At 67.4% G+C, this 13200-nt stretch carries 6 protein-coding genes and 6 pseudogenes; 1 reads left to right on the forward strand and 11 read right to left on the reverse strand.

Annotated features, from left to right (window positions below; genetic code table 11):
• Positions 1 to 181: 181 nt before the first annotated feature.
• The 8 genes and pseudogenes from ACFY4A_RS32805 to ACFY4A_RS32840 form a co-directional block, all read right to left on the reverse strand.
• Positions 182 to 543, reverse strand: a pseudogene (locus ACFY4A_RS32805) (transposase family protein); the annotation flags it as partial.
• A gap of 222 nt (positions 544 to 765) precedes the next feature.
• Positions 766 to 1769, reverse strand: a pseudogene (locus ACFY4A_RS32810) (IS5 family transposase).
• Positions 1770 to 2175: 406 nt separating this feature from the next.
• The gene (locus tag ACFY4A_RS32815) at positions 2176 to 3618 is read right to left on the reverse strand and encodes an RICIN domain-containing protein (RefSeq protein ID WP_390833033.1); all 1443 of its coding nucleotides are present in this window, start codon (positions 3616 to 3618) and stop codon (positions 2176 to 2178) included.
• Positions 3619 to 3669: 51 nt separating this feature from the next.
• Positions 3670 to 4008, reverse strand: a pseudogene (locus tag ACFY4A_RS32820) (HesB/IscA family protein); the annotation flags it as partial.
• Positions 4009 to 6617: 2609 nt separating this feature from the next.
• Entirely contained in the window at positions 6618 to 7703 is a 1086-nt protein-coding gene (locus ACFY4A_RS32825) for a hypothetical protein (RefSeq protein ID WP_390832968.1), read from the reverse strand.
• Positions 7704 to 7738: 35 nt separating this feature from the next.
• The gene (locus ACFY4A_RS32830; protein ID WP_390833034.1) at positions 7739 to 8320 is read right to left on the reverse strand and encodes a redoxin domain-containing protein; all 582 of its coding nucleotides are present in this window, start codon (positions 8318 to 8320) and stop codon (positions 7739 to 7741) included.
• A gap of 87 nt (positions 8321 to 8407) precedes the next feature.
• A pseudogene (locus ACFY4A_RS32835) lies at positions 8408 to 8932 on the reverse strand (FAD-dependent oxidoreductase); the annotation flags it as partial.
• Positions 8933 to 8958: 26 nt separating this feature from the next.
• Positions 8959 to 9216, reverse strand: a pseudogene (locus tag ACFY4A_RS32840) (FAD-dependent oxidoreductase); the annotation flags it as partial.
• Between the two features lie 445 nt (positions 9217 to 9661).
• Here ACFY4A_RS32840 and ACFY4A_RS32845 point away from each other — a divergent pair.
• Complete coding sequence (locus tag ACFY4A_RS32845) at positions 9662 to 9871, forward strand: hypothetical protein (protein WP_390832969.1); 210 nt, start codon at positions 9662 to 9664, stop codon at positions 9869 to 9871.
• A 356-nt stretch (positions 9872 to 10227) separates the two neighbouring features.
• On the opposite strand, the pseudogene ACFY4A_RS32850 reads toward ACFY4A_RS32845, so the two are convergent.
• The 3 genes and pseudogenes from ACFY4A_RS32850 to ACFY4A_RS32860 form a co-directional block, all read right to left on the reverse strand.
• Positions 10228 to 11231: pseudogene (locus ACFY4A_RS32850) on the reverse strand (IS5 family transposase).
• A gap of 386 nt (positions 11232 to 11617) precedes the next feature.
• Entirely contained in the window at positions 11618 to 12043 is a 426-nt protein-coding gene (locus ACFY4A_RS32855; RefSeq protein ID WP_390832970.1) for a transposase family protein, read from the reverse strand.
• 197 nt (positions 12044 to 12240) lie between these two features.
• Positions 12241 to 13158, reverse strand: coding sequence for an aldo/keto reductase (locus tag ACFY4A_RS32860; protein ID WP_390832971.1), 918 nt, complete (start codon positions 13156 to 13158; stop codon positions 12241 to 12243).
• Positions 13159 to 13200 lie beyond the last annotated feature (42 nt).

Genomic DNA, 13200 nt, shown 5'->3' on the forward strand with positions numbered 1-13200 from the left:
CGTCTCGCTTGCCGGGCCCGCACCGTCCGGCAGTGCCAGCACGCCCCGGCGCTGTCAGGGCCGCTTCCCACCCTCACCGGCGTCCCCCGGATCAGCCTGCCCTCAGCTTCAACCGGACTGCTGCGACAGCCCGGTGGCGGGGTCCTTTCACCCCCGCCCGGTCTTCAAGCGCCTCGTGGCGCACCGTGCCGTCCAGGATCAGGTATGCCTTCACCGACGCGGTCCGCACCACGTCGGTCAGGCTGAGGGCGAGGGCGGCCAGGAGCTCGAGAGCCTCGGTGACATAGGCCGTCGTGGTTCCGACGCCGAACCCGGCCGCGAGCTGGGCATACGTGTGCCCCACCCGCAGATGGGCGAGTGTCAGCAGGGCCTGACGGCCGGCGCTCAAGCGCGGCCAACGGAACCGATCGCACGGCGGTGCCGCCGCAACTGCTGCGTGAGGAAACGGAGGGCAGAGCTGGACACGTCGACGCCCGACGGGTAAACAAGCGTGTTGAAGCCTCTGCTGGAGACGGTTCCCTTGGTCGAAAACCCATCTACCAGGGGCTTCACCACGTTGTCAGCCCAACCACCGTACTGCAGAAGCAGCTTGTAGGGTCGGGGGGCTGGCGCGGTGGCGGAGTACGTCCGCTCCGTTTCCAGCCCCCGCCGCATCGAACCGTGCGTGCGGTTCTCCCCGCACACGGCTCACCGACGCCGTTCACCGGCGGCATTCGGTCTTTCCCGCAAGGGTTTTCCTGCCCTAGGGCCTGTGTGATGTCGTGATCAATCGGCTGCTTGCAGGAGATCTCCGAGCCAGATCATCGAGGCGCGGAGTTCGAGGCCGGCGAGGTAGCTCTCGGGCGTCTTGTCGAAGCGTGTGGCGATGCCGCGCCAGTCCTTCAGCCGGTTGATCAGTCGCTCGACGGTGTTGCGTTCCTTGTAAAGGCCGGCGTCGTGGCTGACCGGCCGGCCGCCCCGGCTGCCTTTCTTCCTGCGGTTGGCGGCCTGGTCCTTCTTCTCCGGGATGACCGCCTTGATGCGGCGTTTCCGCAGGTAGGCGCGGTTGGCACGAGACGAGTACGCTTTGTCCGCGGCGACTGCGCCCGGCCGGGTGCGGGGCCGGCCGACCGGCACACGGACGCGGATCTTCCTCAGCACGGGGACGAACTGCGGACTATCCGCGGCCTGCCCGGCGGTCAGAACGAACGACAGCGGTCGGCGCTTTCGGTCGGCAGCGAGATGAATCTTGCTGGTCAACCCGCCGCGGGACCTTCCGAGCAGGGCTTCCTTCAGGCGGAGCCTGCGTCGGCGGCGGACGCGTCGGCGTTCTTCGCGCTCGGGCTCATTTCCGCCGTCCCGCCCGTTCTGTTCCGCCTCGTTGCCCCTTTTTGACGGGCCTGTTCCTGCTCGGCGGCGGCTTCCTCGAGAGCCTCCATGACGTCCTTGCCGACGATCATCCCGGCGGCGTCATGGTGAGCGCGGACGGTCGTGGAGTCCACACTGACCAGGGACAAGTCCGCCTTGCCCTGGCGCGCGGCTTCAGCGATCAGGCCCTCCAGCAGGGCGGTGAAGACGCCGGCGTTCCTCCAGACCCGGAAACGTCCGTACACGGTCGGCCAGGGCCCGAACTCGCCCGGCATCTCCCGCCACTGCGCGCCTGTCCTGAACCGCCAGATCACCCCCTCGAACTGATCCCGCAACCGCCCGGGGTACGGGCCGTACTCGCCTATCGGCAGAAACGGCTCAATCAACTTCCACTGCTCGTCAGTGAGTTGCCTGCGTGTCACGACCGCCTTCCTACCGGATCCGCCTTCCAGAGGGATCCGGATCAGCAAGACTGATCACGACATCACACAGGCCCTAGGTGCCACGACGGTCCCGTACGGGCTGATCAAGCAAAGTTCGTTCGGGGACGCAACGGTCAGCACCCACCAGCCGAAGGCCCGGCTGCGCCGGTGCTTGCGGCTGATGAAGTGCGCGATGCGTTCCCTCGCGAATCTGCCGATCTTGCTGAAGCAGCGGGGGGAATGGCTGCACCGGACGTTTCCCTCCGACGCCGCCAGCCTGCTACCGGGCCTCCTGGCAGCTACCCGGACCGGACTTCCACCGGCAGGCAACGACGAGCTTCCGAACAGCGACAACATCGCTACGTCACGGTGTCACCTCCTGTTCTGCTGGGCGCACGGAAGGGGCTCACTGGGTGACCGGCACCCATTCCCAGACGTCCACAGGGAGACCGGGTCCGCGCGAACTGATGGTCAACTGGGTGCCTGCCCCGTCAGCGGTGAGGTACAGGCGCTCGTCCGGGGCCGTGTGGTTGCTGATGAACCACCCGACCGTGTCGTCGAGCGTTGTACACCACAGGTAGCCGTCGTCGTTGGGGCGGAATGCGTTCAGCGTGATCCCGCCGCCGTCGCGCGGTTCTCGTGGATGGACCGCCGTCGAGTTGATGTACTTCCCGCCATAGGCCAGGTAATAGCAGTTATCCTCGCCGGTTCGATCAGCGTAGATCACGGTGAACCGCTTGCTGGACGCAGCATTGTTCTGGCGCAGTTCCAGCGGGGTGTCCTCCTCGGTGTAGCCTCCCGTGACATTGACCACCAGAGGCGTCTCTCTCAGGGCGATCTCTTCGACGTTTGCAGCTAGGTGGGGGGCCTGAAGGAACCAGCGCTGGGCGGCCGAGCCGTCGAAGTCGCGACCCGCCAGCGGGTCGCCGCTGTTGACGGCCGTGAGCAACTGCTCGGTGACCAGGTTTTGCAGGGTCCAGGTGCCGTCGCCCTGATAGACCGGCCGCCAGAGCTGATCATGCGCCTCGTTCGGCCACAGCACCATCCGTGCGTTGCGGACGCTGCTCTCCTGGCCCAGATAGCGGCCGCTCGCGCGGTGGATCAGACGGTAGTAGCCGGGGAACTCAGGCTCGGGCGCCAGACTGAACGTCTGTGTCGGCAGGTTGGCCTGGTTGATCGGCCCGTCGCTGATCACGTGGCTGTCGCTGCTGGAAGGGCCAGCCACGTTGGTGGTGGCGGCGTTGCGCATCACAGCCGCAACCGGCGGGTTCGGCACCGCCTGCGCCGCAGGTGTCGGGGGATTCGGCAAATCGGCGAGCTGGTACAGGACAGGATAGTGGTCCGACTGCGTCCCGTTGATCCGGGCTACTCCGGTGACGGTGGGAGCCGCGTAGGGGCCGGTGAGAGTGACCGCGTAGTCGAGGGTTCTCGGCGTGCCGCCATAATTCGGGTCCTGAATCGGACGAGTCGGATACGTCGGCAACGGCGGGGCGAAAACGGTGAACTGCGCAGGGAATCGCTGGTTGAGCGCCGTGGACAAAGACGTGTCCGGTGTGCCATCCGCCGGGGAATACGGGGCGCGGTTCCAGCTGCCCAGGGCGATCCAGGGCAGCGCCGTCCCGCCGGGGCCCGCGTTCGCCATCCTGGTTCGGATGTCGCCCAGCAGGTGGGCAGCCTCGTTGCCGCTTTCCGAGAGCCCGTGCACCGTGAAGTAGACAACGCCGTCCACCTCCACACCGAACGCTGCCTCGGTGGTGTACACATTCCGGACCCGCGTACGGGTCGCGATGGCCAGGTTGACCTCGTCTGTGTGCAGCCAGTACAGGTATCCAGCCGGCCGGGCTGCCATCTGGCCAATTCGGTACTCCTGGACCGGGGGGGTAAGGTCAATGATTTCGTGGCAGGAGCGGGGGGCGTTCGGGTTATCGATGGTGAAGCCCCACTCCTCGGAGGTGTCGACGAAGTCGACCGTTGCACCGTTCAAGTACGGGGCGCTCAACCGATCGATGACGACGCGCACGCCACCGAACTCCTCGACGACGTCGCCGTCGAGCAATCGGTCGTCCAAAAGTAACCTGTAGTTCAGCCCTGAGCAGCCACCCGGCTGAACGAAGACACGCAGCGCGAGGTTGTCGTGGTCCTCCTCCTGCTCAATCAGGCTCCTGACCCTGGCCACCGCGGCATCGGTGAGGATGATGCCGCTCTCCACGGGGGGATCGTCCTCGTCGGGCGTCTCCATTACTGGCGGGTATTCCGGAATGTCCCGCAGGTGCTGGGCGGTTGCGGGCGGGCCGCCGGCCTCTTGCAGGAGGATGACGTCAGCGCCTGTCTGCTGCGCCAGCGCGTTCACCTGGCTGTACTTGTCCTCGTACGATCCGGAGCCGGTGCCCGTGCCCCGCATATTCCAGGTGATCACCTTGCGGCTGTTGCTCCGGCGGGGGTCGAGCTCGCCGCCGGTGTCACGCAGGAACAGCGACGATCGGTTGCCCGCGTCCTGGGTCACCACTCCCTTCCCCTGGTAGCCCAGGGTTTCCCGGCCAGTCCAGTCTGGGATCGCCTGGCCCTCCTGGCTCAGTGGCTGGAACCGGTGCGGGTCGGCGTTGTTGGAGCCGAACTGGAAGATGGTTCCGGCCTGGGCGCCCGAGCTGCCGGTCGAGTACGGCGCATACGGCTCGAACAGCCCGCCCGGCGTGGTCTGCTTGATCAGCGTGTTGTTGTAGAAGACGTTCTGCGGTCCCGAGGAGCCGGACCACTTGACCGCCTTGGGACCGGCTGCCCACCAGATCGGATACCAGGTCCCTGCGTCTGTCTCGCCGCCCTCCCCGCCGCAGTTGGTCTGGCAGTTGGCCGAGCGGTGCTCGTACGGGACCCTCACCGTGTTCTGCTCGAACAGGTTGTAGTGTTCCCAGCCACCGTGCAGGTTGAGGTCCGAATCGAGGTCGTTGCGGAAGGCGACGTTGCCGCTGGCCGACCACTGGAAGGTGAAGTGGCGCAGGTTGCGGCTGATGTTGTAGGCCCACAGCGAGTCCCACACCCGGCTGCCGCGCAGGTAGCCGTTGCCGCCCTTGCCCTTGTTCCAGGCGCCGTCGAAGCTGTTGCGCTCGATCTGCAGGTTGCGCGCGTTCTCCGTGACGATCGGGTGCGAGCCGGTCATCGTGGCTTTGAGCCCGCGCGCCCAGCTGTTGGCGGCCCATTTGAAGACGATGCCATGCATCGCGTACTCGGGCGCCATGTTGCCGTAGTTGTGCACGGCCTGGTCAGCGGTCAGCTGGTACGTGCCCCCAGCCAGCTTCGGCAGGCCGTTCATGTCCTGGGTGAAGGCGAAGTCCTCGAACCCAACGCCTTCGACGGTCTTCAGCGGGGTGACCTTGCTGGCATACGGCGTGTCGCCCAGCGGATCGGAGCCGTCCGAGGCGGAGTCGACGGGCAGGTCCCACTCCAGCGGGCGGTCCAGCGTGATCGTTTTGGCCGCGGGGTCGATGCGGGTGACCCGGAACAGCTGCTGGCGCATGTGGAGGTTCTCCATCATGCTCCGGTCAGTGACGCCCTGCTGCTCGTAGAACTTGACGCTGTTGGCCGCGCCCACCCAGACGTAGCCGCCCAGCGTGAACTTCGACATGTCGGCATTCGAGGCCAGCCGGACGATGTTGTCCCCCTGCCGGGCCGAGAACCCCGGGTCGTACGACGCGGCGGACAGCTTGATGCCGGAGACCCAGTGCTGGTTGACGCTGCCCTCGAAGATGTCCTTGCGGTTGGCCGGGGCCGCCGCGTGGTCGTCCTTGTACCGATCCGCGATGTCCCGGGTCTGCACCCGGAACATGCCACGCCCTGGCCATATCCACCCGCCCGTTCCGATGTCGTTGCCGCTGCCGGCCTGCATGCCGTCCTGATTCCAGCGGCCGTTGGTCAGCGTGTCGTAGCGGGTGTTGACGTCCGGCCGGAACACCAGTTGCGTGCCGCCTTCGCCGGAGCCCTGCCCGCGCAGGATCAGGAAGCTGGCATCGACGTACATCTGCCGGGACACATCAAGGCGCCCGGACGGCAACGTGATGAGCGAGAGCCGGTGGAAGTTGGCGTTCGACGAGCACTGGCTCTTGATGTCGTTGATCGCGTTCTGCAGCCCGGTGGTGTCATCGGCCCCGTCGTCCGGGATCACCTGGTACCTGGAGGCGAGTTGTCCCGGGCTGATCCGGCAGGAGGCATCGTCGGTCACGTCTCCGTCGCCGGGCAGCGTCTGGCCGCCCAGATATCCCACGCGCGACCAGTCCGGCAGGCCGGTGGGCGGGAGCGTACGGTTGGCGTAACTGAGATCCGGTCCGTCCGCCCCCGGTCCGGCCGTCGTTGAGAGGGTCGGCGCCGAGACGGCCGCCGACGCCCCTGGCGCGAGCACCGGCGATGATAGGGCGAGCAGCAGGCCGGACAGAAAAACGGCCGCTCGTCGAAAATGTCTCACGTGATCTCATTTCTGCGTCATCGCGTTGTTTGTATGCGGGGTGAGGCCGATTCAGGGAGCCGCCCGCATGATCCGCAGCCAGAGCTCAGCTCGTCTTCGAGCTCCCGGGCGCTGCCGGCAGCTCATGCGCACCACCGGGTTCGAGCCCGGTCGGTCCTGACACCGACGCTGGGCGTCGGTGTCAGGACCGGGTGATCGCCCAGGAGCCCGCTGAGGTGCGAAGGCCCGTGCAGGCTGGGATGGCGGACACGGTTCGGACCACGGGGCGTTGAGAAGTCCATAATCTTCCCGGCCCATGCCTGCCAGGCTTTCAGTCCTCGCTGGGATGGCAGACAACGGCGATTCGGACGTCGTCCGACCTGGCCGAAGTCCTGGACCCGAAACCTTTCCCGGCCTCACCACTGCGGGGCCGGAGGCGTGGCCCAGGACCCGAAATCGGTGACAAACTTCCACCAGAGTCCATCGCTGACGCCACCGTTACGGACGTAAAAGAGAGAGTTACCGCTTATCACGGCCAGTGGGGAGTAACCTGTCCACTGAAAGAGGGCGGCATCGTCGTAAAGACCCGAAACCTCCCCATTCCGCTTGATCAGCAGGCTGTCCACATAGAAATCATATCCCGAGACGGTGATCACGCCATAGCCGCTTCCGGAGAGTGCGACGGATGGCGAATAGCGTGTCCAGGCCTCAGTCCACTTCGGATTTGTCCAGGTGGAAGTCCCGTACTGCTGTCGCACCATGTAAACGTGCTCGTCGATGCCTGTGAAGGCGAGAACGACCTGGTTCCAGGGACCGGAATCGTTACCGTCGTTCACTTGAGCGGCGAGTGCCGGCGCCTTGCTGCTCTGGGCATTCGGAACCAGCCGGGGAGACTGGAAGGTCGTGGTGGTGCCGTCGTAGAACATCGTCCAGATGTCGTCGTTGGTCTGGCTGTTCCAGGCGAGCATGTAGGAGTTGCCCGGAAGCGCGGCGGCCGCCACGGGCTGTGAAGTGTTGGTTCGCGCGTTGTTGGGGATCTGCGTCGCGTAGGGCAGCGTCGCCGGCAGCTCGTATGCGGTGGTGAGCTGGATACGGTGCTGGTAGATATGGCCATCCGTACCGGTGTGGAAGATCCGGAAGTTCCCGCGGTACCCGTCGTCGGTCCAGATCACCGTTGGGGCGGCCCCCGTCTGCGCCTGATCGGGCGACCCCGCCGTTGCGGGCAGCGAGTACGCGGGCCCGTTACTCAACGAGATCCAGATATTGTCGTTGTCCGCGCCGCGCCACACATGAAGGATGTTGCCGCGGTTATCGCGCGCCTCCCCTTCGATGGTGCGGCTATGAATTTGCCCGCCCGAATAGGTCACCGGATGGTACTGAGTTTCCTCGCCGGGAAAACCCTGGATCCCGGCCGAAGCCGGCGCCGTCATTCCGAAAACGACAGCACAGGCGACTATGAGCGCCATTGCGGCCAGCAGGAATCTTCTCCATTTGTCGAACATGCGTCCTCCGAATTGTCTCTCGAACGGGAATCTGGTCAGGATCGCCCTCGGAAAACCGTGCAAGACGGTTGCGGTGACTCGGCACCACGACAGTGCGAGCCGCCGAACCGCGGGCCCGGTCGCGGACGCCCGGGCTGCGGTGTTACGGCGCGGTCGCTTCGGGGCCGCCGCGCTTGTTCCAGCCGTGGAACGGCGAGTAGTCGCCCGAGTCCCACGCCTCGCGGAGCCCCGGCGCGGCCAGGTCCCAGTCGGGACGGATTTCGCGCGAGGCGTCGCGCAGGTCGTGGCACAGGCTGGATGTCCAAGTCCTGCTGAACGATGCGCCCCGGGTCCGAGAGGAACGGCCAAGGTGCGCCGACGGAATTCCGGAACTCCTGGGATGTGCGGTCCTCGTCGGTTGAGATCGTGGCGATCCGTGTGTACGCCACGGCGATCTTGGGGTATGCGGCGGCGAGTTCGAGATGCTGCTGGTGCTCCTTCGGGTAGTAGTGGCCGCGCGCGAGCGTGAGGATGAGCGGGTCGTCGCCCTGCAACTCGCTGAGCTTCCGGGGCACGTGGGTATGGTCGAAAAGCTCGTAGTCGGGGAGGGTGCCGCCGGGCACGATGTGTGAGCGCATGCTGCGGGACCTTTCACGTGGCCGTTCCTGCTGCCGCGATCTTGGCGCGGAGGGCTTGGAGCGTGGCGGTGAGATCAGGACGTCCAAAGGCACCTGCGCCCGGATAGCCAGCGTTGCCTGCTGCAGCCACTCGCGTGCCTCAGGGCCGAGCGCGTAGGCTCCGGTCAGGCATTCACCGTCGCTGACCAGGGTGAGGAAGCCGGGGCTCTCGGCATACGCGCGGGTGTACGTCGCCGTCTTCGCAACCTCGGAGATGGGAACCGTGGCGCTGAACCGACTGTCCGCCGAGCCCACCGCCGCGGCCTGTGGGTCGGTGTAGGCGACGCGCGGTACGGCCGTGTAGTCCGCCGTAAGCGGCTGCCCCAGGATGTTGGCCGCGACCACACGGCCCTGGTACTTGCCGACATGGGTGAGCGGCCACAGGCCGGTGACGTCACCGATCGCCCACAGGCGTTCCCCGGCGCGGAGGTGCGCGTCGACCGGGACACCGCGGGGGTCCGGCTGGATCCCGACGCTTTCCAGGCCGATGCCGTGCACGCGCGGGCGTCTGCCGGTGGCGACGAGCAGCTTGTCGCCGCGCAGCTCCCGCCCGTCGGCGAACTCCAGGACGGAGGCGTCGCCGTCGCGCGTGCGGCGATCGCGCTCGCCGAGAGCACGAGTTCGACGCCGTCGCGGCGCAGCACCTCGCCGAACGTTTCCCCCAGGGGCGCGGGTTCGCGGCCGAGGATATGTGCGGTGGTGTCGGCGATGGCCGCCTCGCCGCCGAGCCGGCGTACGGCCTGGGCCATCTCCACGCCGACGGGCCCGCCGCCGAGGATGACCAGGCGGCGCGGGACCGCCTTCATGGCGGTGGCCTCGCGGCTCGTCCACACGCCGTCGAGCTCGCGGTGGGTCATGGCGGTCTCCGGTTCCGGTGTCGGGGAGCGGGCCCGGTGCGGTCGTCGTGCCGGCCAGCTTGCTCGTCCAGGTGCCGGGCTCGCGCCCGTGGAGTCCCTGGTCGGCCCTCCTGGTCCCTCCCTGGTCGGCCCCCTGGTCCCCGGGCCAGGGGCCCGGGGACCAGGGGGCCGGGGACCAGGGGGCCGACAGGACGCGAACGAGGTCGCGCGCAGCCGATCCTCGAGGCGTGGCCCCACCGACGACGCCCTCCCACCTAGCTTGCGCAGGAGCGGGACAGCTACAGCAGAGGCTTCCTCGCCATCGTGTCCGCCGCCTGCGGCTTCCCGCACACGGCAGCCCAGCAGTGCAACAGCGTCTACGCCTGATCGTCAGGGAGAACCCACCGCGTTAGGCTCGTGCCCACCCCGCCCCCGCCCCGAGGAGGGTCCTTTTCCCAGCTCCCTCATGCCGCAGCTTGAACTGCTCGAAGACCTGACGCGCACCGCGCTGACCGAGCACTACGGCCTCGAAGACACAGCTGTACGGATGGATGTCCAGCAGTACGAGGACAACGCCGTCTGGCGCATCACCCCGCCCGGCCGGAGTTCCTTCGTGGGCCGTCTCTCCGTACGCGACGGCCGCCCCGCCCGCCAGCAGCGCAGCGAGATGCGGTAGCTGGAGAGCCTGGCCGCCTCCCGTACGGTCCGCCGTGCCCGAGCCCGTCACGACCACCAGCGGCCACTACGTGGTCCCGATCGACGTCCCCGGCCATGACGAGCCGTCCACCCTCGCCCTGCTGCACTGGCTCCCCGGCACAGCCGAACCCCCTGCCAGCAGCCCGACGTGGCACGGGCCATGGGCAGCGCGACCGCACCCCGCGTCCCTCGCGCCCTACGGTAGGCAACACCCCACAGCCGCTGCGGGCAGGCTGGCTACGGCCATGACAAGTACGCGGCGCCTGCGGAGGGTGTGGGACTGGTCACGAGCGTATGCGGGCCACGCGTCGCACTAGGGCCTGTGTGATGTCGTGATCAATCGGCTGCTTGCAGGAGATCTCCGAGCCAGATCATCGAGGCGCGGAGTTCGAGGCCGGCGAGGTAGCTCTCGGGCGTCTTGTCGAAGCGTGTGGCGATGCCGCGCCAGTCCTTCAGCCGGTTGATCAGTCGCTCGACGGTGTTGCGTTCCTTGTAAAGGCCGGCGTCGTGGCTGACCGGCCGGCCGCCCCGGCTGCCTTTCTTCCTGCGGTTGGCGGCCTGGTCCTTCTTCTCCGGGATGACCGCCTTGATGCGGCGTTTCCGCAGGTAGGCGCGGTTGGCACGAGACGAGTACGCTTTGTCCGCGGCGACTGCGCCCGGCCGGGTGCGGGGCCGGCCGACCGGCACACGGACGCGGATCTTCCTCAGCACGGGGACGAACTGCGGACTATCCGCGGCCTGCCCGGCGGTCAGAACGAACGACAGCGGTCGGCGCTTTCGGTCGGCAGCGAGATGAATCTTGCTGGTCAACCCGCCGCGGGACCTTCCGAGCAGGGCTTCCTTCAGGCGGAGCCTGCGTCGGCGGCGGACGCGTCGGCGTTCTTCGCGCTCGGGCTCATTTCCGCCGTCCCGCCCGTTCTGTTCCGCCTCGTTGCCCCTTTTTGACGGGCCTGTTCCTGCTCGGCGGCGGCTTCCTCGAGAGCCTCCATGACGTCCTTGCCGACGATCATCCCGGCGGCGTCATGGTGAGCGCGGACGGTCGTGGAGTCCACACTGACCAGGGACAAGTCCGCCTTGCCCTGGCGCGCGGCTTCAGCGATCAGGCCCTCCAGCAGGGCGGTGAAGACGCCGGCGTTCCTCCAGACCCGGAAACGTCCGTACACGGTCGGCCAGGGCCCGAACTCGCCCGGCATCTCCCGCCACTGCGCGCCTGTCCTGAACCGCCAGATCACCCCCTCGAACTGATCCCGCAACCGCCCGGGGTACGGGCCGTACTCGCCTATCGGCAGAAACGGCTCAATCAACTTCCACTGCTCGTCAGTGAGTTGCCTGCGTGTCACGACCGCCTTCCTACCGGATCCGCCTTCCAGAGGGATCCGGATCAGCAAGACTGATCACGACATCACACAGGCCCTAACCCAGGCATCAAACCGCTGCGCGGATGTGCCGCCACCTCACGAGCCGTTCGTGGCACCAGCGCATCCCACGGGCCTCGGTCCGCGCGGGAGCCTGAAGGCTCGGGCGTATCAAGAGGTCACCGCAGAGTGGGCTCGCACCACCAACACCAACGAGTGGCCGACGTGATAGGTGTTGACGCTCGTGAGTGCTGGATGTCACCGGTCTGGCGAGAGGCATCAAGGCCCGTTCTTCAGAAGGCATACATCCAGCACCCGACTCGAACATCCGAGGAACTGCGGGACTCCCTCGGGATGCCCTTGGAAAGGGATTAGTTCTTCAGGTGTGCAATGCCGTGCTCAACGCGGATACAGCGCGAGGAATGCGCCTTGCGCTGGCGCTCGTACATCTCCTCATACCAGTCGGGGGCGTTCTTCTTGAACTTGCGGTGCGGCGGTGTCACCACGCGTCCGCCGGTCTTCGCACCCAGGCCCTGGTATCCGGCATCGGCGAGGATCTCGACCGCAGGCCCGTTGGCGAGGAGCTTGACCAGCCCCAACTGGCGGGCGTGGGTGATGTCCGCGCAGCTTCCGGGCTTGGTGGGGCTGCAGAACAGCAGGCGTCCAACGAGGTCGTTAGACCGCCCGTGCTGCCCGGCCGGCAGGCCGCTGCTGAACTTGAATTCGTGATGTCGGCGGTGTCGCGGACTGCACTGGCGGGCCGGACGTACCCACTCACCACTTGCCGGCCGGGCCATCGAGATCGCCGTAGGGGTCGCGGCCGAGCTCCCGCCGCCGGCCAGTGCTTAAGGGCCAGGTGAGGCGTTCGGGTGTCGATGGGGCCACATGGCGCGGGCACGCTGGTCGACGTCGTCCTGCAGGGTGTCGATGTGGTCATGAGGAGCCGGTCGGCCGGGAAGGGGGAGGCGGAACCGGGCAGAGGCTGCTCCCCTGCTCAGTGCTCTTCGGGGACGAGCGCCGTGATGGCGTCGACCTCGTCCGCTCTGAGGCGGATGCGTGCGGCGGCGAGGTTCTGTTCCAGATGCCGCACGCTGGTCGTGCCCGGGATGGGCAGTGTCCGTGGGCCGAGGTGCAGCTGCCACGCGAGGGCGATCTGCCGCGGCGTGGCTTTGTGCGCGGCGGCGATCGGGTCGATCACCGCGTGGAAGAGGTCGCCTTCGCCTTCTGCGGGCACATCTCCCGGGTGCCAGGGTGAGAACACGATCCCGGCCTCCCCCGCCAGCCGCCGTACGGCCTCGTTCTCCCGTACCGCCACGTTGTGCTGCACGGTGACGGCCGCGATGTCGGTGATGGCCATGGCCGTACGGAGCTGGCCGGCGCTGATGTTGGACAGTCCGATGTGGCGGATGAGGCCGCTGCGCCGCATGTCGGCGAGCGTGCCGACGATGTCCTCGAAGGGGACGTCGGTCATGGCTGGTGAGTGGAGGTAGTAGAGGTCGATGTGGTCCAGGCCCAACCGCCGCAGGCTCATGTGAGCGGCCTGCCGCAGGTAGTTGCGGTTGCCGACCGCGCCCAGGTCGCTGTAGTCGGGACCGCCGCGCACGAAGCCGCCCTTGGTGGCGATCACCAGGTCGTCCGGGTAGGGGTGGAGCGCCTCGCGGATCAGTTCCTCGTTGCTGTGCGGTCCGTAGACGTCGGCGGTGTCGATGAGGTTCACGCCCCGCTCGACGGCGGCGCGCAGCACGCCCACGGCCCGGGCGCGGTCGGGGTAGTCGCCCCAGACTCGCGGCCCGGTCAGTCGCATCGCTCCGTAGCCGATGCGACTGACGGTGAGGTCCCCGCCGATCGTGACGGTTCCGCCTGCTGGCATGGTGGCCTCCCGCGTCGCGGCGGCCGGTGTCCCGGTGGTCATGTCGTTCTCCTCTGGTCGCTTCGCTCGGTGGCTGGGCCGGCG

Origin of the sequence: Streptomyces sp. NPDC001292, from assembly GCF_042896465.1 — a bacterium.
GTDB lineage: Bacteria > Actinomycetota > Actinomycetes > Streptomycetales > Streptomycetaceae > Streptomyces.

What these genes read in the sequence shown, in the direction of transcription:
- ACFY4A_RS32815 (WP_390833033.1), bottom strand. Translation starts at nt 3,618, where the DNA reads ATGGCAGCCCGGCCGGCTGGATACCTGTACTGGCTGCACACAGACGAG.
- ACFY4A_RS32825 (WP_390832968.1), bottom strand. Translation starts at nt 7,703, where the DNA reads ATGTTCGACAAATGGAGAAGATTCCTGCTGGCCGCAATGGCGCTCATA.
- ACFY4A_RS32830 (WP_390833034.1), bottom strand. Translation starts at nt 8,320, where the DNA reads ATGCGCTCACACATCGTGCCCGGCGGCACCCTCCCCGACTACGAGCTT.
- ACFY4A_RS32845 (WP_390832969.1), top strand. Translation starts at nt 9,662, where the DNA reads ATGCCGCAGCTTGAACTGCTCGAAGACCTGACGCGCACCGCGCTGACC.
- ACFY4A_RS32855 (WP_390832970.1), bottom strand. Translation starts at nt 12,043, where the DNA reads ATGGCCCGGCCGGCAAGTGGTGAGTGGGTACGTCCGGCCCGCCAGTGC.
- ACFY4A_RS32860 (WP_390832971.1), bottom strand. Translation starts at nt 13,158, where the DNA reads ATGACCACCGGGACACCGGCCGCCGCGACGCGGGAGGCCACCATGCCA.